Source organism: Rhodococcus sp. NPDC049939 (genome assembly GCF_040656415.1).
Classification (GTDB): domain Bacteria; phylum Actinomycetota; class Actinomycetes; order Mycobacteriales; family Mycobacteriaceae; genus Rhodococcus_F.
In genome coordinates, this window is record NZ_JBFAMC010000001.1 from 926,763 (window position 1) to 952,277 (window position 25,515).

At 63.0% G+C, this 25,515-nt stretch carries 33 protein-coding genes; 24 read left to right on the forward strand and 9 right to left on the reverse strand.

The features are described 5' to 3' along the window. Positions 1–99 precede the first annotated feature (99 nt). Positions 100–531 carry a pyridoxamine 5'-phosphate oxidase family protein gene (locus tag AB0I57_RS04120; RefSeq protein ID WP_358330208.1) on the reverse strand — a complete coding sequence of 144 codons (432 nt, stop codon included), beginning with the start codon at positions 529–531 and terminating at the stop codon, positions 100–102. 285 nt (positions 532–816) lie between these two features. On the opposite strand from AB0I57_RS04120, the gene AB0I57_RS04125 reads away from it, so the two are divergent. From AB0I57_RS04125 to AB0I57_RS04140, 4 genes are all read left to right on the forward strand, one after another. Then, positions 817–2,019 carry an acetyl-CoA C-acetyltransferase gene (locus AB0I57_RS04125; RefSeq protein ID WP_358330211.1) on the forward strand — a complete coding sequence of 401 codons (1,203 nt, stop codon included), beginning with the start codon at positions 817–819 and terminating at the stop codon, positions 2,017–2,019. 49 nt (positions 2,020–2,068) lie between these two features. Continuing rightward, on the forward strand, positions 2,069–4,090 hold the full coding sequence (locus AB0I57_RS04130) for an acetoacetate--CoA ligase (RefSeq protein WP_358330214.1): 2,022 nt from the start codon (positions 2,069–2,071) through the stop codon (positions 4,088–4,090). Positions 4,091–4,326: 236 nt separating this feature from the next. Beyond that, positions 4,327–5,115, forward strand: a complete 789-nt coding sequence (locus AB0I57_RS04135) for a class I SAM-dependent methyltransferase (RefSeq protein ID WP_358330217.1) — start codon at positions 4,327–4,329, stop codon at positions 5,113–5,115. A 414-nt stretch (positions 5,116–5,529) separates the two neighbouring features. Beyond that, complete coding sequence (locus AB0I57_RS04140; protein ID WP_358330220.1) at positions 5,530–6,927, forward strand: amidase; 1,398 nt, start codon at positions 5,530–5,532, stop codon at positions 6,925–6,927. A 46-nt stretch (positions 6,928–6,973) separates the two neighbouring features. On the opposite strand, the gene AB0I57_RS04145 is transcribed toward AB0I57_RS04140, so the two are convergent. From AB0I57_RS04145 to AB0I57_RS04180, 8 genes are all read right to left on the reverse strand, one after another. Further along, positions 6,974–7,927, reverse strand: a complete 954-nt coding sequence (locus AB0I57_RS04145) for a diiron oxygenase (protein WP_358330222.1) — start codon at positions 7,925–7,927, stop codon at positions 6,974–6,976. Between the two features lie 22 nt (positions 7,928–7,949). Further along, positions 7,950–8,864 carry a prephenate dehydrogenase gene (locus tag AB0I57_RS04150; protein ID WP_358330225.1) on the reverse strand — a complete coding sequence of 305 codons (915 nt, stop codon included), beginning with the start codon at positions 8,862–8,864 and terminating at the stop codon, positions 7,950–7,952. Then, complete coding sequence (pabB, locus tag AB0I57_RS04155; protein WP_358330228.1) at positions 8,861–10,933, reverse strand: aminodeoxychorismate synthase component I; 2,073 nt, start codon at positions 10,931–10,933, stop codon at positions 8,861–8,863. Before pabB ends, AB0I57_RS04150 begins: the two co-directional genes overlap by 4 nt. Continuing rightward, positions 10,933–11,379 (reverse strand): chorismate mutase family protein, encoded by a 447-nt coding sequence (locus AB0I57_RS04160; RefSeq protein ID WP_358330230.1) that lies wholly within the window; start codon positions 11,377–11,379, stop codon positions 10,933–10,935. The genes pabB and AB0I57_RS04160 overlap by 1 nt, the downstream gene beginning before the upstream one ends. A 239-nt stretch (positions 11,380–11,618) precedes the next feature. Beyond that, on the reverse strand, positions 11,619–12,848 hold the full coding sequence (locus tag AB0I57_RS04165) for a TetR/AcrR family transcriptional regulator (RefSeq protein ID WP_358330233.1): 1,230 nt from the start codon (positions 12,846–12,848) through the stop codon (positions 11,619–11,621). A gap of 129 nt (positions 12,849–12,977) precedes the next feature. Beyond that, complete coding sequence (locus AB0I57_RS04170) at positions 12,978–13,826, reverse strand: ABC transporter permease (protein ID WP_358330236.1); 849 nt, start codon at positions 13,824–13,826, stop codon at positions 12,978–12,980. After that, on the reverse strand, positions 13,823–14,638 hold the full coding sequence (locus AB0I57_RS04175) for an ABC transporter permease (protein WP_358330239.1): 816 nt from the start codon (positions 14,636–14,638) through the stop codon (positions 13,823–13,825). The genes AB0I57_RS04170 and AB0I57_RS04175 overlap by 4 nt, the downstream gene beginning before the upstream one ends. Then, positions 14,635–15,603: an ATP-binding cassette domain-containing protein gene (locus AB0I57_RS04180; protein WP_358330242.1), complete on the reverse strand. Its 969-nt coding sequence runs from the start codon at positions 15,601–15,603 to the stop codon at positions 14,635–14,637. Before AB0I57_RS04180 ends, AB0I57_RS04175 begins: the two co-directional genes overlap by 4 nt. Before the next feature lie 572 nt (positions 15,604–16,175). On the opposite strand from AB0I57_RS04180, the gene rpsJ reads away from it, so the two are divergent. The 20 genes from rpsJ to rpmD all read left to right on the forward strand — a co-directional run bounded on the left by rpsJ (position 16,176) and on the right by rpmD (position 25,513). Then, positions 16,176–16,481, forward strand: coding sequence for a 30S ribosomal protein S10 (rpsJ, locus tag AB0I57_RS04185; protein WP_003938093.1), 306 nt, complete (start codon positions 16,176–16,178; stop codon positions 16,479–16,481). Between the two features lie 20 nt (positions 16,482–16,501). Then, positions 16,502–17,158, forward strand: a complete 657-nt coding sequence (gene rplC / locus AB0I57_RS04190; protein ID WP_358330245.1) for a 50S ribosomal protein L3 — start codon at positions 16,502–16,504, stop codon at positions 17,156–17,158. After that, complete coding sequence (gene rplD, locus AB0I57_RS04195; protein ID WP_358330248.1) at positions 17,155–17,838, forward strand: 50S ribosomal protein L4; 684 nt, start codon at positions 17,155–17,157, stop codon at positions 17,836–17,838. Before rplC ends, rplD begins: the two co-directional genes overlap by 4 nt. Continuing rightward, positions 17,835–18,140 carry a 50S ribosomal protein L23 gene (gene rplW, locus AB0I57_RS04200; protein ID WP_127946084.1) on the forward strand — a complete coding sequence of 102 codons (306 nt, stop codon included), beginning with the start codon at positions 17,835–17,837 and terminating at the stop codon, positions 18,138–18,140. Before rplD ends, rplW begins: the two co-directional genes overlap by 4 nt. 39 nt (positions 18,141–18,179) lie before the next feature. After that, entirely contained in the window at positions 18,180–19,016 is an 837-nt protein-coding gene (rplB, locus tag AB0I57_RS04205) for a 50S ribosomal protein L2 (RefSeq protein WP_358330251.1), read from the forward strand. Between the two features lie 13 nt (positions 19,017–19,029). Then, positions 19,030–19,311 (forward strand): 30S ribosomal protein S19, encoded by a 282-nt coding sequence (gene rpsS, locus AB0I57_RS04210; RefSeq protein ID WP_003940820.1) that lies wholly within the window; start codon positions 19,030–19,032, stop codon positions 19,309–19,311. Further along, positions 19,308–19,730: a 50S ribosomal protein L22 gene (rplV, locus tag AB0I57_RS04215; RefSeq protein WP_358330254.1), complete on the forward strand. Its 423-nt coding sequence runs from the start codon at positions 19,308–19,310 to the stop codon at positions 19,728–19,730. The genes rpsS and rplV overlap by 4 nt, the downstream gene beginning before the upstream one ends. After that, complete coding sequence (gene rpsC, locus AB0I57_RS04220) at positions 19,730–20,536, forward strand: 30S ribosomal protein S3 (protein WP_358330257.1); 807 nt, start codon at positions 19,730–19,732, stop codon at positions 20,534–20,536. The genes rplV and rpsC overlap by 1 nt, the downstream gene beginning before the upstream one ends. 3 nt (positions 20,537–20,539) lie before the next feature. Further along, a complete protein-coding gene (rplP, locus tag AB0I57_RS04225; protein WP_070377840.1) occupies positions 20,540–20,956 on the forward strand; it encodes a 50S ribosomal protein L16 in 417 nt (138 codons plus the stop codon). Further along, on the forward strand, positions 20,956–21,192 hold the full coding sequence (rpmC, locus tag AB0I57_RS04230; RefSeq protein WP_005239637.1) for a 50S ribosomal protein L29: 237 nt from the start codon (positions 20,956–20,958) through the stop codon (positions 21,190–21,192). The genes rplP and rpmC overlap by 1 nt, the downstream gene beginning before the upstream one ends. Continuing rightward, positions 21,189–21,470: a 30S ribosomal protein S17 gene (gene rpsQ / locus AB0I57_RS04235; RefSeq protein ID WP_358330261.1), complete on the forward strand. Its 282-nt coding sequence runs from the start codon at positions 21,189–21,191 to the stop codon at positions 21,468–21,470. The genes rpmC and rpsQ overlap by 4 nt, the downstream gene beginning before the upstream one ends. Before the next feature lie 204 nt (positions 21,471–21,674). After that, positions 21,675–22,043, forward strand: coding sequence for a 50S ribosomal protein L14 (gene rplN / locus AB0I57_RS04240; RefSeq protein ID WP_072687358.1), 369 nt, complete (start codon positions 21,675–21,677; stop codon positions 22,041–22,043). Beyond that, positions 22,043–22,360: a 50S ribosomal protein L24 gene (gene rplX, locus AB0I57_RS04245; RefSeq protein ID WP_358330265.1), complete on the forward strand. Its 318-nt coding sequence runs from the start codon at positions 22,043–22,045 to the stop codon at positions 22,358–22,360. The genes rplN and rplX overlap by 1 nt, the downstream gene beginning before the upstream one ends. A gap of 1 nt (position 22,361) precedes the next feature. Next, on the forward strand, positions 22,362–22,928 hold the full coding sequence (rplE, locus tag AB0I57_RS04250) for a 50S ribosomal protein L5 (RefSeq protein ID WP_358330268.1): 567 nt from the start codon (positions 22,362–22,364) through the stop codon (positions 22,926–22,928). Positions 22,929–22,932: 4 nt separating this feature from the next. Then, entirely contained in the window at positions 22,933–23,118 is a 186-nt protein-coding gene (locus AB0I57_RS04255) for a type Z 30S ribosomal protein S14 (RefSeq protein WP_005239644.1), read from the forward strand. A 144-nt stretch (positions 23,119–23,262) separates the two neighbouring features. Next, positions 23,263–23,661: a 30S ribosomal protein S8 gene (gene rpsH, locus AB0I57_RS04260; protein WP_005239657.1), complete on the forward strand. Its 399-nt coding sequence runs from the start codon at positions 23,263–23,265 to the stop codon at positions 23,659–23,661. Between the two features lie 14 nt (positions 23,662–23,675). Next, positions 23,676–24,215: a 50S ribosomal protein L6 gene (gene rplF, locus AB0I57_RS04265; protein ID WP_358330271.1), complete on the forward strand. Its 540-nt coding sequence runs from the start codon at positions 23,676–23,678 to the stop codon at positions 24,213–24,215. Between the two features lie 2 nt (positions 24,216–24,217). Further along, positions 24,218–24,625 (forward strand): 50S ribosomal protein L18, encoded by a 408-nt coding sequence (rplR, locus tag AB0I57_RS04270; RefSeq protein WP_358330274.1) that lies wholly within the window; start codon positions 24,218–24,220, stop codon positions 24,623–24,625. A 55-nt stretch (positions 24,626–24,680) separates the two neighbouring features. After that, entirely contained in the window at positions 24,681–25,334 is a 654-nt protein-coding gene (rpsE, locus tag AB0I57_RS04275) for a 30S ribosomal protein S5 (protein WP_358330277.1), read from the forward strand. Then, positions 25,334–25,513, forward strand: coding sequence for a 50S ribosomal protein L30 (gene rpmD / locus AB0I57_RS04280; protein WP_358330280.1), 180 nt, complete (start codon positions 25,334–25,336; stop codon positions 25,511–25,513). Before rpsE ends, rpmD begins: the two co-directional genes overlap by 1 nt. The last annotated feature ends 2 nt before the right edge of the window (positions 25,514–25,515 follow it).

Below are 25,515 nucleotides of genomic sequence, written 5' to 3' on the forward strand. Positions count from 1 at the left end.
GTGGTCGAGCGGTCGCGCGCCGAACGGGCCTCGAAGTGCGGTTCGGGCCGTCCTCTCCTCGTGTGACCGTTCCGGCGACGACGCCGCGCACCGTGAGGCTCAGGACTCGAGCTTCCCGTAGTCGACGGTGTACCACCGCTCGGGTCGCATCCGGATCAGGACGGCCTCGTCGTTGAACGACTCGCTGATGAACGCCCGCGCCTCGGTTTCGGGCAGATATCTGCGCACGAGTGGCAGGACGTCATCGGGGTTGACGGCGTCCTGGAACGTGGCAGCTCCGATGACGCTGACGTACCGGTACGGCGGAGCCTCCTGCTGTGCACAGAGGCTGAACCTGCCGCTTGCCCGAATGAGTCGCTCCTTGACGGTGCCGCGGTTGGTCCATACGACAACGTCGCCACCAGGGGAGTAGTCGTACCAGATCGGCACCGCGAGGGGTGCCCGGCCATCTTGCTCCGCGGCGATCACCCCCACGTGTACGTCGGCGAGGAACTGCTCGCGTTCGTGCTCGGTCATGGATATCGTCGACATTTGTGGCTCCTCACGCGAGAGTCCGGTCGACTCCCACGGTACGTCTCGTCGCAGGACGGTCGCCCGTTCGAGTCGAGGTCCGATTGCGGTTGGGTGTGCCCTTGCCCGCGATGAACGCCATGCCGCTGCTCGAGGGCAACCCGCCGAAGCTGGGCAGCAAGGCCACGATTCGAACGCAGGCCTGCCGAAAACCGATGCGTAACTTCCACGGGTTCACCCTGCGGGTTGTCGTCGACAGTCTGCATTGGAGAATCGAGCCAAGTGTAGATTCGATCGGGAGAAAACATGTCTGACAAGACGACGTCCGTAATAGTTGCCGGAGCCCGCACCCCGATGGGGCGTTTGCTGGGTTCGTTGAAGGATATGTCCGGGTCGGACCTGGGTGGGGTCGCGATCCGGGGCGCGCTGGAAAAGTCAGGGGTGTCTCCGGATCAGGTCGATTACGTGATCATGGGGCAGGTCCTCACCGCGGGGGCAGGCCAGATTCCGGCGCGGCAGGCGGCCGTGGCGGCGGGGATTCCGATGGGCGTCCCGGCCCTGACGATCAACAAGGTGTGCCTGTCGGGGAGCTCGGCGATCGCGATGGCCGATCAACTGATCCGAGCAGGGGAGTTCGAGGTCGTCGTCGCCGGTGGTCAGGAGTCGATGTCGCAGGCACCGCACATGTTGGAGAGGTCGCGGGAAGGCTTCAAGTACGGGGATGTGACGTTGCGGGACCACATGGCCTACGACGGGTTGCACGACGTCTTCACCGATCAGGCGATGGGGGCTCTGACGGATTCGAAGAATCAGGAACCGGGGCACGGGATCTCGCGGGAGGAACAGGACGAGTTCGCGGCGGCGTCGCATCGGAATGCGGCGCGGGCGTGGAAGGACGGCTTGTTCGATAGCGAGGTCGTGCCGGTGGCGGTGCCGCAGCGTCGAGGAGAGCCGGTGATCGTCTCTTCCGATGAGGGAGTGCGTGCGGATACGTCGGTGGAGTCGTTGGCGAAGTTGCGTCCTGCGTTCTCGAAGGATGGGTCCGTGACGGCAGGAAGTGCCTCACAGATTTCCGATGGCGCCGCGGCGGTGGTGGTGATGAGCCGCGCGAAGGCCGAGGAGCTGGGATTGGAGTGGCTGGCGGAGATCGGTCCACACGGTGTTGTGGCGGGTCCGGATTCGTCGTTGCAATTGCAGCCGGCACGGGCGATCGAGAAGGCATGTGCGCGGGAGGGGATTGATCCGCGGGATTTGGACTTGATCGAGATCAACGAGGCGTTCGCGGCAGTGGGGATCGCGTCGACGCGGGAGTTGGGTGTGGATCCGGCGCGTGTGAATGTCAATGGTGGAGCGATCGCGGTGGGGCATCCGTTGGGGATGTCGGGGGCTCGGATCACCTTGCATGTGGCGATGGAGCTGAAGCGTCGGGGTGGCGGCGTCGGAGTGGCCGCGCTGTGTGGCGGCGGCGGCCAGGGCGACGCCCTGATTGTGCGTGTCCCTAAGAAATAGCGGACACATGAGCGCGGAGTAGTAGGTACTCCCGGGAAGGATGCTTTTCATGGCGACCGATCCGCAATGGATGCCGACCGAGGCCGACGTCCGTGACGCGGTGATCACCGATTTCTCCGCGTTCGTCGCGCAGCGCCACGGCGATACCGGGCCCAAGCCCCCCGGGCCCCGGGATTCCGAGGACCGGCACGCCATGGCCGCTGATTATTGGGCGTTGTGGCGCTGGTCGGTGTCCCATCCGTCCGCCTTTTGGCAGGACGTTTGGGACTACTTCGGGCTCCAGTCGGCGACGGAGCCGGGACCCGCCCTTGCGGACGACTCCATGCCGGGTGCCGTCTGGTTTCCCGGAGCAACCGTCAACTACGTCGACCAGGTTTTCCGCAATGCCCGTGATGACAGGCCCGCAATCGTCTATGCGGGTGAGGGTGTACCCGACAGAATGATCGGGTGGGACGAGCTGCGAAGGCAGGTCTCCGGCCTTGCAGCAACACTGAGCGAGCACGGCGTCGGGGTGGGTGATCGCGTCGTCGGTTACCTTCCCAACATTCCGGAAGCAGTAATCGCATTCCTTGCGACGGCATCGTTGGGGGCGGTGTGGGCAGCGTGTGGACAGGATTACTCCGCGCCCGCCGCACACGCCCGGCTCGGTCAACTCGAACCGAAGGCGTTGATCACAGCGGACGGCTATCGGTTCGGCGGCAAAGTACACGATCGGCTCGACGCGGTGTCCCAATTGCGCGGCGAGCTGCCCAGTCTGGCTCTCACGGTGGTCGTGTCCAATCTCGGGAAGTCGACAGGCGTCGGTGACGCTGTCGACGGCACGGTCACAGCCGAGGGTGTCGTTTCCTGGGAACAGGCGACCGACCGCGACGTAGCCCTCGAGATCACCGCCGTCCCGTTCGACCATCCCTTGTGGGCGGTGTTCTCGTCGGGAACAACAGGCCCGCCCAAGGGCATCGTGCACGGCCACGGCGGCGTGCTTCTCGAACACGTCAAGCAAATGGCGCTGCAGTTCGACATCGGCCGTGAGGACACCTTCTTCTGGTACACCAGTCCCAGTTGGATGATGTGGAACTTCCAAACGGCGGGTCTGCTGGTTGGATCCACCATCGTTTGCTACGACGGAAGCCCCTCGTATCCGCACCCGGATACGTTGTGGTCGTTGGTGTCACGTCTTCGCGTCACGGTTGTCGGGACCAGCCCGGCATACGTGCTCGCATGCGCCAAGGCGGGGGCCGTACCCGTGCAAGAGCACGATCTCAGTTCGCTTCGCGCCGTCGGCATCACCGGGTCGACGCTCCCTGAGGCATCGTCATTGTGGTTGTCCGAGAACGTCGGTCGCACGGTCCAAGTCATGAGCATCACGGGTGGAACCGACGTCGTGTCGGCGTTTATCGGTGGGGCCCGGAACGTTCCGGTCTGGCCGGGCGAGTTGTCCGCACCATGTCTGGGAGCTGCGGTGGACGCGTTCGACGAGTCGGGCAATCCCGTTCGAAATCAGGTCGGCGAGCTCGTCATCACCGCGCCGATGCCATCCATGCCGGTCTCGTTCTGGAACGATTCGGACGGAAAGCGATACCGCGAAGCCTATTTCGACTTCATTCCCGGTGTGTGGCGCCATGGCGACTGGATCACGATCACCGATCGGGGCACCGTTCTGATGCACGGGAGGTCTGATTCCACCCTGAACCGCCACGGAATCCGTATGGGAAGTGCGGACATCTACCACGTTGTGGAGAAAATTCCGGAGATCGCGGAGGCCTTGGTGGTGGGAGTCGACGGACCGGACGGTGGCTACTGGATGCCGCTGTTCGTCACTCTCACGGAGGGGTCCGAACTCGACGAAGATCTGAAAAACAAGATCCGCGAAGCGATTCGCGAGCAGGTATCTCCCCGACACGTGCCCGACGAAATCATTGTTGCGCCCGGCATACCGCATACTCGCACCGGCAAGAAGCTGGAAGTGCCCCTCAAGAGGATCCTTCAGGGTGCCGATGCACATCGCACGGTGGATGCCGGAGCCGTCGACAACCCCGATCTGCTCGATTGGTTCGTCCAGTGTAGGCGCTGAGAGCGTCAGCCAAGCCCATCGGCCTGTTCAGCAAATCAGTAGCTTCCAACGAACTCGACGTGGAAGCTAGCGCTCTCTTTGCTCCCGTCCGCCGCCACGAATGGTTGCAACCTGGCTCACTCGACCAGGCAAGCGCTTCCAGCGAGGTGGGGTGCGAACCAGCTCCGCTGGTAGCAAGACGCGACAGCGCGTCGCGCGTAAACTTCGAGTAAACGGTCGCAAGCTGTGCTGTATGGGTGCCCGATGCGGCCGCATGGGAATCATGGGGGGCAAGCATGGTCATCGACTACAACAAAGGCCTCATCGCTGAGAAGTATGAGGAGACCAAGAACTTTCCTGTCCGATCGCGAGTCGAGGCGTATTCGTTCCTGAAGCACGTCGGCGACGTGAAGGGCAGAAAGGTTCTCGATGTCGCGTGCGGTTGCGGGGATTTCACCCGAATCTTGCGCCGGGCCGGTGCCGCCCCGATGGTGGGGCTGGACATTTCCGAAAAGATGATCGACCTGGCCCGAAAGGAGGAGGAGCGGGAACCGCTGGGCATCGAATATTTCGTTGCCGACGCCCGCTCGGTTGTGCCGCAACAGGATTTCGACATCGCGGTGGCCGCCTACCTGCTGATGTACGCGCGAGACCGCGACGAACTCGGGCGCATGTGTCGTGGCTTGGCGTGCCGCGTCAAGTCGGGAGGCCGGTTCGTCACCATCACTACCAATCCGGACTTGTACTCGTTCGAGAAGGTGCCCAACTACCGCAAGTATGGATTCGAGATAGAGCTGGCCGAGTCCGTGTTCGAGGGGGCACCGATCCAGTTGACGGCACTCCTGGATGATTCCCCGCTCGTCATCATGAACTATTACCTGCCGATCGACGCGTACGAATCAGCCTTCCGTGATGCCGGGTTCCGTGATTTCACGGTGCACATGCCCGAACTGTCACCCGAGCCGGCGGCCGGTGACGAGGGCGACTACTGGGACGACTACCTGAACTATCCACCCGCGGTCGTCATGGAGTGTGTGCGGGAGTGACGCGGTACTCACCCTCCCATACCCTGTCCAACGCGAATCTGATGAACGCAAATCGGCACCTCGATATTGCTCTATTCGTGGAGAACTGGTCTGACGAGTGCCGCACTTGGAGCGATCCGCGAGCAATGCGGGTGTCGTCGACAACTTCGATCTGCTTGATTGGTTCATCCGTTGTAGGCGTTGAGGACTCAGGCTAGATTGAAGCCCTGCGTCGTAGGGTCGCAAGCTTCTGCGGGGCTAATCCCTTTCGTCCCCAACGATTCTCTTTCGTGCCCCGAGAAAGCTGCCGTATCTGCGGCAGCAGTTCCCCTTGTTGTCCAGTCAGGTCGAGATCGAGTGTCGAGATCACGCCTGACACGCCCGGGCGTGTCGTGGTTATTGCTCGGGCTGCGTTGGTTGCGCGATAGTGAGGATATGGGGGACATCGACTTGTGCTATGCCTCGATCTCCGATCTGTCTCGGGACTTCGGCAGCGGAAAGTTGTCGCCTGTGGAGGTGACTCGAGCCCATCTGGAGCGTATCGATCGGCTCAACCCCGGTCTCCAGGCCTACACGACAGTCCTGGAGGAGGACGCTCTCGCGGACGCGAGGCGAGCCGAGGAGGAGTTCTCCCGTGGCGAATGCCGGGGACCCCTTCACGGCGTCCCGATTGCCGTGAAGGACCTGGTCTACACAGAGGGCATCCCGACCACCGCCGGTATGCCGATCCACCGAAACTTCGTACCCACCTATGACGCAACAGTGGTTTCTCGACTGCGTCGTGCCGGAGCGGTGCTGCTGGGGAAGCTGAACCTGACCGAGGCTGCCGGAGGCGACTATCATCCCGACTTCCCGGCGGTTGTGAACCCGTGGAACTCGAGTTACTGGGCCGGAGCGTCGTCGAGCGGCTCAGCCGTCGCGACCGCAACCGGAATGTGTACGGCCAGCCTCGGTAGTGACACAGGCGGTTCGATTCGCACCCCGTGCACTATGAACGCGGTCACCGGCCTGAAGCCGACCTGGGGGCGCGTCAGTGTCCATGGCGTGTTCGGAATGGCGCCGTCGCTGGACGTCGTCGGACCGATGGCGCGAAGCGCCGAGGATGCCTACCACGTGCTGAGAGCCATCGCGGGCCCCGACGAGAACGATCCCACTGCTGTCATGGCCGAGGTGCCCGACAACTCCCTGGGCACGCCTGAGATGGAAGGAACGCGGATCGGGTTCGATCCCAAGGCCGCACTCGATGGGGTCGAGCCCGACGTGGCGCGGGTTGTGTGCGACGCGCTGGCAACGTTCGAGAGCCTGGGCGCGGACATTTGCGAGGTGTCGCTGCCGTCCACGATGGGGCTGGCGTCCGACTGGGGCACCTATACGGGGGCTGAGGCGGCAGTTGTGCACGAAGAGACGTTTCCGTCCCGGTCTGCCGAGTACGGCCGTTTCATGCGGGAGCTCCTCGGTTCCGCGTACGCGGTGTCGGGTATGGACATCGCCCGCATCGAAAACGACAGGCGGGTCTTCTTCGGAATGCTCGCGGGACAATTCGAGTATCTTGACCTGATTCTTCTTCCTGTCTTGCCCGTTGGTGATTTGACGCTCGATCGCTTCACACAGCTGCTGTACGACACGGACGAACTGCCGAACGTTTTCCGGTTCACCGCTCCGTTCAACTTCTCTGGCAACCCGACGATCACCATGCCGGGCGGCTTCGACGGATCCGGCGTGCCGATCGGCTTTCAGCTCGTGGCGCGCCATCTCGACGAGCTACTCCTGGCCAAGGCCGGACGGGCCTTCCAGAGTGCGACCAACTGGCATCTTCGTCGGCCCCCCGTCTGAGCTGGCAGATGCGTTGCGCTGTGAGGGGCTCGCTCGTGAGGCTGAGTTAGGTCCACTCGAACGACATCTTCTCTGCCACTCCGAGTTTCGTGCAGAGCCTGTGGATTCCGCTGAAGTCCTGGACCAGCTTGGAGCGGCGGGTGTCGTGCTCGGCATCGTCGATCATCGCTCGGCCGCCCTCGAGTTCCATGAGGTCGACGATCGTGTGCCATGTGGAGTAGTCGTTGCTGCTGAATGCGTTCATTGCGTCGACAAGTCCGTCCAGGAAGTGGCGACGTTCGTCAGGGCCGAGGGTGTCGTATACGGCCCCGGCGATCTCGTCGGCGATCGAGGAGTGACAGTACTCGTCTCGGTTGTGTAGACGTACCGTTGCGCGGTTGACCGATTGTATGGCGTCGTTCTCCGAGATCAGGTCGAGGTACGAGCTGATGGACACCTCGGCAACGGTCATGAAGGCGAAGATGGAGATCGCGCGCCGCCTGGGATCGGGGGCGTCTGCCGTCACGGTGCGTTGAACTCGCAATGTCTGAACATCGGGTAGGGCTTGGTTCGGCATGGCCCACCCTCGCTGTCTGCGGGTGACCGCACTCGCATTCAAATGCATGAGCGTGTGGTACTGCTCGTCCACCATCGCCTGGTGCACGGCCGTGGCGAACGTGCTGCCTAGCCCGGTGTCCAGTCCGTCGTGGGCAACGAGATCGAATCCTGGATTCACCACGTATTGCTCGACGTCCATGACGTTCTTGTTGAAGGCGATCCACGCCCATGCCCGTAGCTGGTTCTGCTGGTCGTCGGTCAGTGAAAGGAATCGGTCGTGATCGGCAAAGGGCAACAGTTCGTTCGGGTAGTCCAGCTTTTCTCGATCGAACAGCTCGTCTAGGTCGGGTTCCGGCTTCTTGACGGCGGCCCGATGCCCCCAATTCAGGGCGAGCCGGGTGATGATGGCGCTCTCGACTCGATCGGCCGGGTCGTGATCCGGAAGTGAGGGCCAGGCGGTCATTGGCGAGTCTCCTTTCCTGTTCCTACGATCGGGGCGCTCCGCGGCGCAGAAGTTGAGCGTCGAAGAGGTCGGCGCACAGCCGGGCAAGGGGTGCGCCCTGTGCGCCGAGGGTCGACGTCGATTGCGACATGAGCGAGGCGAAGTCGTCCTCCGAGCCGTACTCCACGGTGTCGATGACGGCGGTCAGGGCGGAGACGAGCGCACGGCGGGCTTCGCCGGCGAAGGGGTTGCCTACCTGGATGTCTCTGTACACCTCCGGTACACCCCCACCGACTCGCGCGAGTAGGGCGAGCGAAAGGAGGTGGGGCGGAGTGCCAACCTCGGTGAGTTCGGTTCCGTCGACGCCGAGTTCGGCCAGGGCCAGTCCGAACGCGAGAACACCGGCATGGGTCAACGCCTGCGTGGCAGCCGTGAGCCGGTCGTGGCGTTCGGCGTCCAGACGCACGACCGACGACCCCCAGTCGGACAGCAGGGTCAGGAACCAGTCGACGTCGCCTCGATCCCGGTAGGTCACGGCAGCGACCGGGCGACCCGCAGGGTCGAGTGAGGGAGCGAACATCGGGTTGATTCCCACTGCACTGTTGCGCAGTGCGCTCGCCCGCAATGCCGCATCGAAACGCGACTTCACCGACAACGTGTCGACGAGCAGAGCACCTTCCGCCAGCAGGTCGACGACAGTCGGGATCGCTTCCAAGGCCGCGCCCTCGGGAATCGCCAGGATCACGGCGTCCGCCTCTGCCACGACCGACCGAACCTCCGACGAAGGGTCTGTTACATCACCGTTCACCTGGTCGGCGTCCGACAGCTCGGTGGACCGGATATCGATGGTGCGGACCGTGTGACCGGTGTCGCGCAGACGGGTCGCCAGCATCCGACCGACATCGCCGCCGCCGCCGATCAAGGCGACGGTTTTGGCGGATCCGGCGGGGACGTTCACTGTCCGATCTCGTTCGGTCTGTCCGCCGTCACCGTCAAAGCCCGCAGCATCGTGGCGGCCTTGACCATCGCCTCGTCGAACTCCGCTTCGGGATCGGACAGTGCCGTGATGGCACCACCGATTCCGAACGTCACTTCCGAGTCGGTAGCAACAATCGTGCGAATCACGATCGACAGATCGGCAGTACCCGTCAGCGAGAAGTAGCCGATCGAACCCGAATACACCCCTCGTGATCCCGACTCGAGCCGGTCGATGATCTCCATGGTCCGGATCTTCGGGGCGCCGGTCATCGAACCCCCGGGAAAGGCGGCACGGACACACTCGACGACCGACGCATTGGCACTGAGAGTCCCACGCACGGTCGACACGAGTTGATGAACAGCCGCATACGTTTCGACATCGAAGAGTTTGGGCACATGTACGGACCCGGGAATGCAGACCCGGGCCAGATCGTTGCGCGTCAAGTCGACGATCATCAGGTTCTCGGCGCGATCCTTCTCGCTGTCGAGTAGATCTTGTCGTAGCGCTGCGTCTTTCGCGGGGGTGACGCCTCGTGGCCGCGTCCCTTTGATGGGTTTGGACTCCACCGATCGGTCGGCACCGACCCTGAGGAACCGCTCAGGTGAGGCACTGAGCACCGAGAACCCGGCGAACTGAAGATAGGCGCTGTATGGGGTGGGGCTGATGGTCCGGAGCAATTCGAACGTGTGCAGCGGATCGATCGATTGCTTCACTGTCGCCATATTGGTCAGGCACACCTCGTAGGACTCGCCAGTGGTGATCTCCTCGAGCGAGGTGGCGATGTGTTCGAGGTACCTGTCGTGTTCGTGGCGGAGAGAAATCTCGGCGGATTCGGGCTTCCTGATCGGTGACACCGTGCGCGTCGAATGGTTCGGCTCGGCCAGCCTGCGCAGTGCCGCCTCCATCTCGTCCAGCCACCGGCGCAGTTCGGGGTCGTCCTGCTGATCGCTCAGGCACAGTGCATAGGTGCGCTGTGCGCAATGGTCGATGACGATGGCTCGGTCGGCAAATACCAGGGCCGCGTCTGGGGTGGGGGACTTGTGTGTGGCTTCGCCACCGGTCTCGGCCTTGAGTTCGTACCCGAGATATCCCACATAGCCGAGACCGAACGGCACTCCCGGAATACCGGGTACGGACCGAGCCTGTAACTGCCGCTCCAGATAGTCGAAGAACGGTGCGTGCACTTGTTCTACCGGCAACCCCTCGCGCGCAATCCGGACGATCGATTCGCTGACGTCATAGGTGATGTACTCGGCGCGTGGACCGGAACAGTTGCCGAGGATCGTGAATCGGGACTCCGGTTCGGAGGCCGATGTCCCATCGAGCCAGAAGGCGTTGGGTCCGTCCGCGAAGAGTTCCTCGAAGGTGGTGCGGGGGTCGACCTCATGGTCGACCCTGACTTCATGGATCACGTACGGTGCGCGCGGAATCGGGATCTTGCGCATCGTGCCGCGCATAGGTGTGCCGGAATGCGTCGGTGTCAGGTCGCGGAAGTTCGCAAGCAATTCATGACCGAAAGCGGTACTGATCGATTCTGGGTGGAACTGCACGCCGTACAAGGGCCGGGTGCGATGGCGGACACTCATCAACAACCCGTCGGCGGTCCAGGCCGTGGCCTCGAGATCGTCAGGCAGATCCCTGACGATCAGCGAGTGATAGCGAACCGCTGGAAACGGCGAGGGTATTCCGGCGAAGAGATCGGAGCCGTCATGGTCGACGAGTGACACGCGGCCGTGCATGGGTTCGGGCGCGAGAAGCACGTCGGCCCCGAAGAGCTGGCAGAGACCCTGGTGGCCGAGACACACCCCGAGCACGGGGAGTTCGGTCTCGACGATGATGCGCGCGCTGATGCCGAAATCGCGCTGGCGATCCGGACGTCCCGGTCCGGGCGAAATGACGATGTTGTCGAACTCGGACCATGCGATCGAATCCCACTCCACGTCGTTGTGCACGACTGTGGGTGGTTCACCGTTCACCTCTGCCAGCAGGGTGAACAGGTTGTACGTGAAGGAGTCGTAGTTGTCGACCAGCAGAGTCCGGGTACTCATCACGCCTCGGCATTCGCAGCGGACCCCGCATTGTGACGAGTGGGGCCGCCGCCTCGATGGTCTCGCCTGCCGTTCTTGGCCGATTTCGGTGATTCGGCATTGATTACCAGGTCTTCGAGTCGGCACGTCTCGGCGATGAGGACGTCATACAAAGAATCGAAGAACTCGGGAGACAGGGAGTGTCGGTCGGCGAATTCGCGCGCACGGTCGTGGACGACCTGCATGCGGTCGGGTTGAATCATCGGGATGTGTTCACGGCGCTTCAGCTCACCGATGCGTAGGCACACCTCCAGGCGTTGGCGAACCGCTTCGAGTAGAGCCTCGTCGACGATGTCGAGTTCTTCCCTCAGAGTGTCGAGTGAACGCTGTGCTGAGGATTCCGGACCTTCTCCCGAATCATCGCCGTTCCGCTGTTCCAAGGAGAAGTACATGATCGCCTCGCTCACTCGATTGGCAGTAGCTTTCTCATACCGACCAACGTGTGTTGTTCATTGTTCGTTCCTCGAGTATCCCGGATGGCCGGGTGGGCTGTCTCGGATCGGCGGGATACCAATCGGATAGCGATTACTCGGTGGTTCCGGGTTCGGGACCGATCTGCGAAAGCTATCTGCTGGTAGTGCGGTGTTTTCAGGTTCTTCGGTAGTGCTTTCGGTCAGGTATGAGCCGCAGCTGTCGTTGCGCGGGATCAGTTGCCCAGCATTACCGACATCATCAGCGCGTGGAGTCGCGCACGTGACTCCGCCCTTGTGTCGAAGCGCATCAGACGACCGATGTCCAGGACCAGACCCAGAGCCGCGTGAACGAGGAACCGCGCTTCCGGCGCCGAAAGTTGGGGCCGTACCGCGGTCAGGAGATTGACCCACTCCTCGATATGCCGACGCTGGACGTGACGCAGGTTGGCGCGCTCGTTCTTCGGAAGGTTTCCGATCTCGGCAAAATAGACCGACAGCACCTCCGGGTTACGGAACGACAGTTCGAGATAGGACCCTGCCAGGGTATAGAGAGCATCCGCAGGCTCGGTTGCTGTAAGTGCTGCCGAGGTCGCAACTGCCATTCGGTCGCCGGCGCGATAGAACACTGCCGCCAAAAGGTCTGCCTTGCTGGGAAAATGCCGATACACACTGGAGGCATTGATACCGGCCGCAGCACCGATCTCTTCGATGCTCGAGTCGTGGTATCCGTGCTGGTCGAAGATCTTTTCGGCCGCGTTGATCAGCAACTCTCGTTTGGATGACAGTGCGAACCTGTGCGCGCTGGACGCTCCCACCACACCGTTCTCGGTGACGTTCGAATTCGGGACGGAGAGAGGAAGGGTCGTGCGGAGGACCGATTCGCACGCCGCCTTCAACAGAGTCTCGAGTCGCCGCATCGCGAGGGTCGTGCGATGGGCACTGATGCTGCCCAGCACGCTCAGTGCCGAGGCACTCAATGTCGTCGCATCGACGGTAGGAAGACCCGGTCGGAGCTCACGCAGCGGAGCGGCCAAGGACTGTGTCACGTGGGCGAAAACGCCGCGGATTCGAATGCGATCCTCGGCCTCGAGGTACCGGCTCTCCCACCGGTAGAGCCCGGCCACCTTGCGGTTCTCGATGGAGTTCGTGACGAGTGCGGCGATCAGATGATCGAGCCGATCCTGAGGGTCGCTGTCGGTCACGCCCTCCATCGCGCCGTCGGCGGCAGCCTGCAGCGAATCCGCCGCCGTGTTGGCCGCATGTACCAGTAGCGCGTACTTGCTGGGGTAATGCCTGTACAGCGCAGGACCAGAAATGCCTATGGCCGCTGCGATCTCGTCGACTCCGACGGCGTGATAGCCGCGTTCATTGAAAGCTTCGGCCGCGACCCTCGCAATTTGTGCCTTGCGATTCTTCGGCCTACGGCGGATTGGTCTCTCGGCCGTCGTGCCGGTCCGGGCCATGGTCACCTCCGGTAGTCGGCTGTCGGCTCTCGCCTGCCGATTCTGTTGCCGCCCATCCTAACCGAGCCACCGGATACGAATCGTCCTGAACATGTTATAGGCACGTTTCCAGCCTAGGTGGACTGGTTGCTATGCGGGGGTGCCTGCAGCCCGTCGGTATCCACGAATGGCCGGATAGGCGAAGATCAAGAATCCGGCGACCGACCATGCGATGGCCTTGATCAGGGGGTCGGCGACGGGGCCACCCATCGACAGACCCTTCATCGCGTCGATGGCACACGACATCGGCTGATTTTCCACGATCGACTGCAGCCATGTGGGGTACGCCCCGGTCGGGACGAACCCCGAGTTGAAGAACAACATCAGGGTCGACAGCAGCGAGAGGAGTTCTACCAATGGCGCCTTGGCCGCGTTGACCGCGAGTGCGGTGACCATCGTCGCGAAACTCATCCCATACATCAGCGGCACGAGCATCAGGGCGATGCCGGCAAGGATGCCCTGGTCGAACCGGAATCCGAGCGCGAAGCCGACGGCGATGATCAGCACTGTGGTGATCGTGATCCGCACTGCTTCGGCCATCAGACGACTGAGTAGACCTGAAGCCCGGTGGACGGGCAGAACCCAGAATCGGCTGAGTAGCCCGTCCTTCCATTCCTGCTTCAACGACAACCCGCCCGCGATGGACCCGAACATCGCACCGACGAGGGTGATCATGGGAACGGTACCGAATATGCTGTTGACCCCGGTCGCATTCGTGATGGAGATTCCGAGAACGGCCCAGAACATCACCAACATCAACGCTGGGTACACGATCGCCTGAATTATCGTGAATGGATCCCGGGTCCACCGCAGCAGCAGTCGTTTGGTCTGCAGCAGGCTGTGTGAGTAGAGCGCGGCACGCGAGGTTTCCGGGTGCGGTTCGGCCACCTCGGGAAATGTCACCCGCGTCGATGTGGCGGATCGGAATTCGGTGGTCATCCGCGCCTCACATTCGCCCAGATCGACAACGGAATGAAGATCAGTGCCAGTCCACCGCACCACAACAGGGTGGGTGTCAGTAGGTGGATCGTGATCGTGTCGTCCGTCATTGCGCGCATCGAGGTGGCGAACTGCGATATCGGCTGGTTTCGTACAAAGCCCTGTGCCCAGTCGGGGAATTGCGATGCCGGAACGAATCCGGTGGAGAACATACCGAGAATCAACTGGGGTAGCGTCAGCGCCTGGCTGGTGATCTCTGGACTCCTGGTAAGGGTGCCGAGGGCGTCGGCGCCCGTCGTGAGGGTAAATCCGATCAGCAACGCCAGCCCGCAGAACGCCGCGGTCAGCCCGAATCCTCCGTTGAAGCGGAAGCCGATTACGTATCCGTAGACGATCGCCGCGACGAGTGAGATCGACGAGTGAACCAGGCATGCGGTCATTCGTGCGGTCAGCGGAACCGCGGACCCGACTGGCATCGTCTGGAATCGGGAGTTCATCCCGTTCGATGCCTCGGTGGCCGCGCGGTGGGCCGCCGAGAGCGCGGTAAATGCCATGGCTTGCAGGACGATGATCGGCATGACGAACTGGGCGTAGTCGATGCCCTGAAACTGCATGACCAGGCGTAGTGGCAGATAGAAGCCGATGGTGAAGATCAACGGTGCGAACACCGCGATGAAGAACTGGCCCGTTATCCACATCGTGTGCAGGTTTCGCTTGGACAGAGCGATCCACTGCTGGCTGGGCGTGGGTCTAGGTCGCCGGTGTCTTCCTGCCGGCGCGCCACTGACGACGACCTTGGTGGGTGCCGTCACGAGGGCAGGCCCTCGTCGACGCGTACTTGACCGGTCAGTGACAGGAAGACGTCGTCGAGCGAAGGCCGCCGCAGGGCGATGTCTGCGAGCGTGATCTCGGCGTTGTCGAGGCGGCGCAGTACCTCGGTGAGGGTCTGAGCCCCGAATTCTGCGGGAATCGACATTCTGTCGGCGCCTTCCTCGATGACGTATCCCACCGGGCACAACTCCGTGAGAATCTCCCGGATGCGCGGTAGGTCGTCGAGGCTGACCGGGACGACCTCGCAGTAGCTGCCACCGGTACGGGCCTTCAGTTCGTCGGCTGTGCCATCGGCGATCACGGTGCCCTTGTCGATCACGACGATGTTGTCGCTCAGGAGGTCGGCCTCCTCGAGGTACTGAGTGGTGAGCAGGATCGTGATGCCCTGCTTCTTCAATGCGGACACGAGCGTCCACACACCCTGGCGGCTGCGCGGGTCGAGACCCGTTGTCGGCTCGTCGAGGAATACGACTTGGGGGCGGGTGACGAGGCCGCAAGCGATATCGGCGCGCCGACGCATGCCGCCGGAATACCCGGACACCCTGCGGTCGCCGGCGTCCAGCAGGTCGAACTGCGTCAGCAGTTCCTGGGCTCGCGCTTTCGCGGACCCCTTCGACAGGCCCATCAGCCTGCCGAACAGCACCAGGTTCTCTCGCCCGGTCAACGTCTCGTCCAGCGCTGCGTACTGTCCGGTCATCATGATGTTGCGACGGACGTCCGCCGGATTCTCGACGACGTCGTGGCCTGCAACACGGGCGCGACCTGCATCGGGTCGGAGCAGAGTCGACAGAACATTGACGGTGGTGGTCTTGCCCGCGCCGTTGGGGCCCAGGATGCCCAGGACAGTGCCCCGCGGCGCCTCGAAGCTCACGCCCCTCAGCGCTGCGACGTCACCGAAGGACTTCTCGATTCCCTCGACAAGCACGGCGGCGTCAGACACGGACATGTCCTCGAGTATGTCACGCGAGGACGGTGGTCAAGGTGGACCGAAAGAACTCCTTCGCGCCTGGATGGAGCGGGACGAGCTGCGGTTCCCGCGTCTTGGTCAGAGCCAACTCGCCACGTCGGCGTGACTGTTGTGGCAATTTCGCGGCAAACGGGACCTGGTTTGTAGTCTCCGGATCGGTACGGCATACTGATCGGGTTGCCTTGTCTGGGACGCGGTCATTTGCGCCCCGAAGCAGATGGGGTGAGAAGCCGTGACGTGGATCGAAACGACCTGCTCACGGTCGATGCAAGACGGAAGCAGTACCTAACTGGCACTCGAATTCGAGAGCACCCGGTGCGTATTCCCGGCCAGATGACCTGAATAGTTCTGGGCCGGAAACTAGGCGAGAAGGCGACACGCCCGACCGCGTGTACCGGAGAACCGTGACAGATGAACAGAGGCAGCGGATCGGGTGCGTCCCGGTCGCCTAGCGTTCGGACAGTTGCGGCCAGACAACGGACTGTGCAGACGAGGTAGTTCGGCCCGGCTCGGGTGGGACTACGAAACGCGGCAAGAAAAGGACACTAAGCGTGGCGGGACAGAAGATCCGCATCAGGCTCAAGGCCTACGACCATGAGGCGATCGATGCATCAGCGCGCAAGATCGTCGAGACGGTGACCCGTACCGGGGCCCGTGTCGTTGGACCCGTGCCGTTGCCGACCGAAAAGAACGTGTACTGCGTCATCCGCTCGCCGCACAAGTACAAGGACTCGCGCGAGCACTTCGAGATGCGTACTCACAAGCGGCTTATCGACATCCTCGACCCGACGCCCAAGACGGTCGACGCGCTCATGCGTATCGATCTTCCGGCCAGCGTCGACGTCAACATTCAGTGAGCGCGGCGGAGACAAAAACAATGACTGATAACAAGATCAAGGGAATCCTGGGCACCAAGCTCGGCATGACCCAGGTCTTCGACGAGAACAACCGGGTCGTTCCGGTCACAGTCGTCAAGGCCGGACCGAACGTCGTGACTCAGATCCGTACCGAAGAGCGTGACGGCTACAGCGCCGTGCAGCTCGCGTACGGCGCCATCGACCCGCGCAAGGTGAACAAGCCGACATCAGGCCAGTTCGCCAAGGCCGGTGTCACCCCGCGCCGCCACGTTATGGAGCTCCGCGTTGCCGACACCTCGGAGTACGAGGTCGGCCAGGAACTGACTGCCGAGGTGTTCGAAGACGGCGCATTCGTCGACGTCACCGGAACCAGCAAGGGTAAGGGCTTCGCCGGAACCATGAAGCGCCACGGCTTCGCCGGCCAGGGTGCCTCGCACGGTGCGCAGGCCGTTCACCGTCGTCCCGGTTCCATCGGTGGTTGCGCCACTCCGGGCCGTGTATTCAAGGGCATGCGCATGTCCGGCCGTATGGGTAACGACCGCATCACGACGCAGAACCTGTCCGTCCACAAGGTGGACGCCGAGAACGGACTGCTGCTGATCAAGGGTGCGATTCCCGGCCGCAAGGGTGGAATCGTGATCGTCAAGAGCGCAGTGAAGGGTGGTGCACGAGCATGACCAGCACCGAGACATCGACGACCAAGTTGACATTGGACGTCAAGGAGGCCGGCGGCAAGACCAACGGCACCGTCGATCTTCCCGCGGAGATCTTCGACGCGCCTGCCAACATCGCGCTTCTTCACCAGGTTGTCGTCGCGCAGCTCGCTGCTGCACGTCAGGGAACCCATTCCACCAAGACTCGCGGCGAGGTTCGCGGCGGTGGCAAGAAGCCGTACCGCCAGAAGGGCACCGGACGCGCTCGTCAGGGGTCTACCCGTGCACCGCAGTTCGCAGGCGGTGGCACCGTCCACGGCCCGAAGCCGCGTGACTACAGCCAGCGGACCCCCAAGAAGATGAAGGCAGCCGCGCTGCGCGGGGCCCTTTCCGATCGGGCTCGCAACGAGCGCATCCACGTGATCACCGAACTGGTTGCCGGTCAGACTCCGTCCACAAAGGCTGCACGCACCTTCCTCAATGAGATCTCGGATCGTAAGAAGGTCCTTCTCGTCGTGGGACGCGAGGACATCGCAGCCTGGAAGAGCGTGCAGAACCTGGACGGTGTGCACCCCATCGCACCCGACCAGCTCAACACCTACGACGTGCTCAACAGCGATGACGTCGTGTTCAGCGTCGAGGCGCTGGGCGCGTTCATTCAAGGGCCCGCGGCTCAGGAAGACAAGAAGGAGGAGGGCAAGTGAGCACCATCGCCGACCCCCGCGACATCCTGCTCGCTCCGGTGATCTCCGAGAAGTCCTATGGACTGATCGAGGAAGGCACCTACACCTTCCTGGTGCACCCGGACTCGAACAAGACGCAGATCAAGATTGCCGTCGAGAAGATTTTCGGCGTCAAAGTGACCAGCGTCAACACCGCCAACCGTCAGGGCAAGCGTAAGCGGACCCGATTCGGCTACGGCAAGCGCAAGGACACCAAGCGCGCGCTCGTGACCCTTTCGGCCGACAGCAAGCCCATCGAGATCTTCGGAGGACCGGTCGCGTAAGCGCCGGGACTTGACGAGACGTAGAGGACGAGAAGACTCATGGCAATCCGCAAGTACAAGCCGACTACCCCGGGACGTCGTGGCTCGAGTGTCTCGGACTTCGCCGAGATCACTCGGTCGACCCCCGAGAAGTCGCTGGTTCGCCCGCTCCACGGACGCGGGGGACGCAACGCACACGGTCGTATCACCACCCGGCACAAGGGTGGCGGACACAAGCGTGCCTACCGGCTGATCGATTTCCGCCGGAACGACAAGGACGGCGTGCCGGCGAAGGTCGCTCACATCGAGTACGACCCGAACCGCACCGCCCGCATCGCCCTGCTGCACTACGCAGACGGCGAGAAGCGCTACATCATCGCCCCCAAGGGCCTGGTCCAGGGTGCGCCGGTCGAGTCGGGTGCAGGAGCCGACATCAAGCCCGGCAACAACCTGCCCCTGCGCAACATTCCGACTGGTACCACCGTCCACGCGGTCGAGCTTCGGCCGGGCGGCGGCGCCAAGATGGCGCGCTCGGCTGGATCCAGCATCCAGTTGCTCGGCAAGGAAGGCGCTTACGCCACGCTGCGTATGCCCTCCGGTGAGATTCGTCGGGTCGACGTTCGCTGCCGGGCCTCGATCGGCGAGGTCGGCAACGCCGAGCAGTCGAACATCAACTGGGGCAAGGCCGGACGTATGCGCTGGAAGGGCAAGCGCCCGACCGTCCGTGGTGTCGTGATGAACCCGGTCGACCACCCGCATGGTGGTGGTGAAGGTAAGACCTCTGGTGGTCGCCACCCGGTCAGCCCGTGGGGTAGGCCCGAGGGACGCACCCGCAAGAACAAGGCGAGCGACAAGCTCATTGTCCGCCGCCGCCGTACCGGCAAGAACAAGCGCTAGGAGGGAGTGAAGGATGCCACGCAGCCTCAAGAAGGGCCCGTTCGTCGATGACCACCTCCTCGCGAAGGTGGACGTGCAGAACGAGAAGGGGACCAAGCAGGTAATCAAGACCTGGTCCCGTCGTTCCACGATCATCCCGGACTTCATCGGCCACACGTTTGCGGTTCACGACGGCCGCAAGCACGTCCCCGTGTTCGTTTCCGACTCGATGGTCGGACACAAGCTCGGAGAGTTTGCTCCGACCCGCACATTCAAGGGTCACATCAAGGATGATCGGAAGGCGAAGAGGCGATGAGCAGCACCGAAACCGCCAACCCGACTGCCAAGGCGATTGCGCGCCACGTGCGCGTCACGCCGATGAAGGCGCGTCGTGTTGTGGACTTGGTCCGTGGGCGTTCGGTTGAAGACGCCCTGAACATTCTGAAGTTCGCGCCGCAGGCAGCGAGCGAGCCGGTCGCCAAGGTGATCGCGTCCGCCGCAGCCAACGCCGAGAACAACCTCGACCTCGACCCGAGCACGCTTGTCGTTGCCACGGCGTTCGTGGACGAGGGCGCGACCCTCAAGCGGTTCCAGCCGCGTGCACAGGGACGTGCGTTCCGTATTCGCAAGCGCACCAGCCACATCACCGTGATCGTGGAGAGCCTGCCGAAGACCGGAACATCGACCCGTAACCGCCGGAAGGGTTCGGCCAACTCCAAGGGAGGGGCTCAGTAGTGGGCCAGAAAATCAACCCGCACGGCTTCCGCTTGGGTATCACCACCGACTGGAAGTCTCGCTGGTACGCAGACAAGCAGTACGCGGAGTACGTCAAGGAAGACGTCGCGATCCGAAAGCTCCTCGCCACCGGCATGGAGCGCGCGGGTATCGCGAAGGTCGAGATCGAGCGCACCCGTGACCGTGTGCGTGTGGACATCCACACCGCCCGACCGGGCATCGTCATCGGTCGCCGTGGCACCGAGGCCGACCGTATCCGTTCCGAACTCGAGAAGCTGACCGGCAAGCAGGTCCAGCTGAACATCCTCGAGGTCAAGAACGCCGAGTCCGAGGCGCAGCTCGTCGCACAGGGCGTGGCCGAGCAGCTCTCGAACCGTGTCGCCTTCCGTCGCGCCATGCGCAAGGCCATTCAGTCGGCCATGCGCCAGCCCAACGTCAAGGGAATTCGCGTTCAGTGCTCCGGTCGTCTCGGCGGCGCCGAGATGTCCCGGTCGGAGTTCTACCGCGAGGGCCGTGTGCCGTTGCACACGCTCCGCGCGGACATCGACTACGGCCTCTACGAGGCCAAGACCACCTTTGGCCGCATCGGCGTGAAGGTCTGGATCTACAAGGGCGACATCGTGGGTGGCAGGCGTGAGCTGGCTGCCAACGTGGCTGCTCCCGCGGGGGACCGCCCACGTCGCGAGCGTCCGAGCCGTCCGCGTCGTTCCGGTGCTACCGGGACCACCGCGACCAGCACCGAGGCAGGCCGTGCAGCGACCGCCACCGCCGATGCGCCCGCTACGACTGAACAGAAGGAAGGCTGACGCATGTTGATCCCACGGCGGGTCAAGCACCGCAAACAGCACCATCCGAGCCGTTCGGGTGCCGCCAAAGGTGGAACCCAGGTGGCCTTCGGTGACTACGGCATCCAGGCACTCGAACCCGCCTACATCACCAACCGGCAGATCGAGTCCGCTCGTATCGCCATGACCCGGCACATCAAGCGTGGCGGCAAGATCTGGATCAACATCTTCCCGGATCGTCCCCTCACCAAGAAGCCGGCCGAAACTCGCATGGGTTCCGGTAAGGGTTCGCCCGAGTGGTGGGTCGCGAACGTCAAGCCTGGTCGCGTGATGTTCGAGATGAGCTACCCCAATGAGGAGATCGCTCGCGAGGCCCTGCGCCGCGCGATGCACAAGCTCCCGTGCAAGTGCCGGATCGTGACAAGGGAGGAGCAGTTCTGATGGCTACTGGAACACCAGCCGCAGAGCTCCGCGAGCTCACCGAAGAAGAGTTGGTCACCCGGCTTCGCGAGTCGAAGGAAGAGCTGTTCAACCTTCGTTTCCAGATGGCGACGGGCCAGATGGACAACAACCGTCGACTCCGTACCGTTCGCCATGAGATCGCGCGAATCTACACCGTTCTGCGTGAGCGCGAACTCGGGCTGGCCGTTGGTCCGGACGCAGGTGACGCGGCATGAGTGAGGAAAAGGCAGTGAGTACTGAAGAGCGCGGCAGCCGCAAGGTCCGCACCGGATACGTCGTCTCCGACAAGATGCAGAAGACGATCGTGGTCGAGCTCGAGGACAGGGTCAAGCACCCGCTCTACGGCAAGATCATCCGGCGTACCAGCAAGGTCAAGGCGCATGACGAGAACGGCGTCGCAGGAATCGGTGACCGTGTGCAGCTGATGGAGACCCGTCCGCTGTCCGCGACCAAGCACTGGCGCCTGGTCGAGGTCCTCGAAAAGGCCAAGTAAGAAGCAGAACCGTGTGTCCAGTATGATCGTGGGGTTGCCTTGCGGAAGACGCGAGGCAACCCCACGGTCGTGCCACCGGCAATGGTGGCCCTCGCGGAGGATCGGATACAGACCGCGCACGTCGGGTCGGAAATCTGCCGTGCATGACGCTAGTGATTGCTTGCCGATCGCTCGAGTCGGAAAAACCAGGTCAAGGAGAAGAAAGTGATTCAGCAGGAGTCGCGGCTACGCGTCGCCGACAACACGGGTGCCAAGGAGATTCTCTGCATCCGCGTTCTCGGTGGTTCGTCTCGCCGCTACGCCGGGATCGGTGACATCATCGTCGCCACCGTCAAGGACGCCATCCCGGGTGGAAACATCAAGAAGGGCGAGGTCGTCAAGGCTGTCATCGTCCGTACCACCAAGGAACGCCGCCGTCCGGACGGGTCCTACATCAAGTTCGACGAGAACGCTGCCGTCCTGATCAAGCCGGACAACGATCCCCGTGGCACTCGCATCTTCGGTCCCGTCGGGCGTGAGTTGCGCGACAAGAGGTTCATGAAGATCGTCTCGCTCGCCCCGGAGGTGCTGTGATGAAGGTGCACAAGGGTGACACCGTGCTGGTCATTTCCGGCAAGGACAAGGGCGCGAAGGGCAAGGTCATTCAGGCCTACCCCGCGACGAACAAGGTCCTCGTCGAAGGCGTGAACCGCATCAAGAAGCACACCGCGGTCTCCGCGAACCAACGCGGAGCTTCCTCCGGCGGCATCGTGACGCAGGAAGCCCCGATCCACGTTTCCAACGTCGCGGTCGTCGACTCGGACGGCAACCCCACTCGCGTGGGCTACCGGACCGACGAGGAGTCCGGCAAGCGCGTTCGGATTTCCCGCAAAAACGGGAAGGACATCTGACATGACCTCCACTGAGAACAAGATCCAGCCGCGCCTGAAGACCCGCTACCGCGAAGAGGTCAAGGCTGCGCTGAACGCCGAGTTCGACTACGCCAATGTGATGCAGATCCCCGGCGTCGTCAAGGTTGTCGTCAACATGGGCGTCGGCGACGCCGCTCGCGACGCCAAGCTGATCAACGGTGCCGTCAACGATCTCGCTCTGATTACCGGTCAGAAGCCTGAGATCCGCAAGGCGCGCAAGTCTATCGCGCAGTTCAAGCTGCGTGAGGGAATGCCGATCGGTGCCCGCGTCACGTTGCGCGGCGACCGCATGTGGGAGTTCCTGGACCGGCTCGTGTCCATCGCACTTCCCCGCATCAGGGACTTCCGTGGCCTGTCGGGTAACCAGTTCGACGGCAACGGCAACTACACGTTCGGCCTGAACGAGCAGTCGATGTTCCACGAGATCGACGTGGACAAGATCGACCGTCCGCGTGGTATGGACATCACAGTGGTGACCACCGCGACCAACAACGAAGAAGGCCGTGCTCTGCTCAAGCACCTCGGCTTCCCGTTCAAGGAGAACTGAGCTAATGGCTAAGAAGGCATTGGTCAACAAGGCCAACAAGAAGCCCAAGTTCGCGGTGCGTGCCTACACTCGCTGCCAGCGCTGTGGCCGTCCGCATTCGGTGTTCCGCAAGTTCGGCCTGTGCCGAATCTGCGTTCGCGAGATGGCTCACGCCGGCGAACTGCCCGGCGTCCACAAGAGCTCCTGGTGACGGCGTCGTCACCCCGGTGACGACGTCCCGATCACAGACTTCCGGTTCGTAACCGCGGACCGGGGAACGTAAGACCTACTTCGCGATAGGCCTGCGCCGGAAACGGCAGAGGGAACCGTTGTGAGAAAGGTAGAGGTCAACCTCATGACCATGACTGACCCCATCGCAGACTTCTTGACGCGTCTGCGGAACGCCAACACGGCGTACCACGATGAGGTGAAGTTGCCCCACTCGAAGATCAAGGCAAACATCGCCGAGATCCTCAAGCGTGAGGGCTACATCGCCGACTACCGCACCGAAGACGCCGAGGTGGGCAAGACCCTCATCGTCGATCTGAAGTACGGGCCGAGCCGCGAGCGCAGCCTTGCCGGCGTGCGTCGTGTCTCCAAGCCCGGCCTGCGCGTGTACGCAAAGTCCACCAACCTGCCCAAGGTTCTCGGCGGCCTCGGCGTGGCCATCATTTCCACGTCCACAGGTCTGCTCACCGATCGCCAGGCGGCCAATCAAGGAGTGGGCGGGGAAGTCCTCGCCTACGTCTGGTAAGGGAGGCCACCACAATGTCGCGTATTGGAAAGATCCCCGTCCCAGTCCCCACAGGTGTCGACGTCTCGATCGACGGCCAGGACGTCACGGTCAAGGGACCGAAGGGCACGCTCGGCCTGACGATCGCCGAGCCGATTGCCATTGCGAAGAACGAGGACGGCACGCTCAGTGTGACCCGCCCGGACGACGAACGTCGCAGCCGTGCACTCCACGGGTTGTCTCGTACGCTCGTGCAGAATCTCGTCACCGGTGTCACCGAGGGTTACACCACCAAGATGGAGATCCACGGCGTGGGCTACCGCGTCGCTCTCAAGGGCAAGAACCTCGAGTTCTCACTCGGCTTCAGCCACCCGGTTCCGATCGAAGCCCCGGAGGGCATCACCTTTGCGGTCGAGTCGCCCACCAAATTCTCGGTGTCGGGCATCGACAAGCAGAAGGTCGGCCAGATCTCGGCCAACATCCGGCGTCTCCGCCGCCCTGACCCGTACAAGGGCAAGGGTGTGCGCTACGAGGGTGAGCAGATCCGCCGCAAGGTCGGAAAGACGGGTAAGTGATTATGAGCCAGACTGCAAACCAGAAAGCCAAGCGGATTCCGCTCGGCAAGGATGCGTCCACGAAGCGCCGCCTGGCGAAGGCGCGTCGCCACTTCCGTCTCCGCAAGAAGATTTCCGGTACACCCGAGCGTCCGCGCCTGGTCGTCAACCGGTCTTCGCGCCACATCCACGTCCAGCTGGTGGACGACCTCGCAGGCCACACCCTGGCGGCAGCGTCTACCACGGAAGCCGACGTGCGGGCAGCGGACGGCGACAAGAAGGCGCTCAGCGCGAAGGTCGGTCAAATGATCGCCGAGCGCGCGAAGTCCGCCGGAGTCGATACCGTGGTCTTCGACCACGGTGGACACGGCTACCACGGTCGTATCGCGGCCTTGGCGGACGCGGCTCGCGAAGGCGGGTTGAAGTTCTGATGACCAAGATCGAGTACATGGCAGGCTCGGCCTGCGTGAACGGAAGGACAGCCTGATGCCGGGACGTCAGAGGCGTGACGGCGGAAGCGGACCCGCCGGACAGAACGGCCCCACCACAGGGGACAGCCGCGGCGGTGAGCGTCGTGGCGGCGGTCGCGACGATCGTCGCGGCGGACAGTCGGCCGAGAAGTCGAACCACATCGAACGCGTCGTCACGATCAACCGCGTGTCGAAGGTCGTCAAGGGTGGCCGTCGCTTCAGTTTCACCGCACTGGTGATCGTGGGAGACGGCAACGGAATGGTCGGCGTCGGCTACGGCAAGGCCAAGGAAGTTCCTGCGGCGATCCAGAAGGGCGTCGAGGAGGCTCGCAAGGGCTTCTTCCGTGTCCCGATGATCGGTAGCACCATCACGCACCCGGTTCAGGGTGAGGCGGCGGCAGGCATTGTCATGCTGCGTCCGGCAAGCCCCGGTACCGGTGTCATCGCCGGTGGCGCGGTGCGTGCTGTGCTCGAGTGCGCCGGCATCAACGACATTCTGTCGAAGTCGCTCGGTAGTGACAACGCCATCAACGTCGTGCATGCGACTGTCGCTGCGCTCAAGGGCCTCCAGCGCCCCGAGGAAGTCGCCGCTCGCCGTGGCCTCGCCCTCGAGGACGTTGCCCCTGCAGGCATGCTGCGTGCGCGCGCACAGGCTGGGAGCGTGAAGTAATGGCCGAACTCAAGGTCACTCAGATCAAGAGCACCATCGGTACCAAGCAGAATCAGCGGGATTCGCTTCGCACCCTGGGGTTGAAGGGCATCCGTCAGACGGTTGTCCGCGAGGACAATGCGCAGAACCGCGGTCTGATCAACGTGGTGCGCCACCTCGTCACAGTTGAGGAGGTCTAACC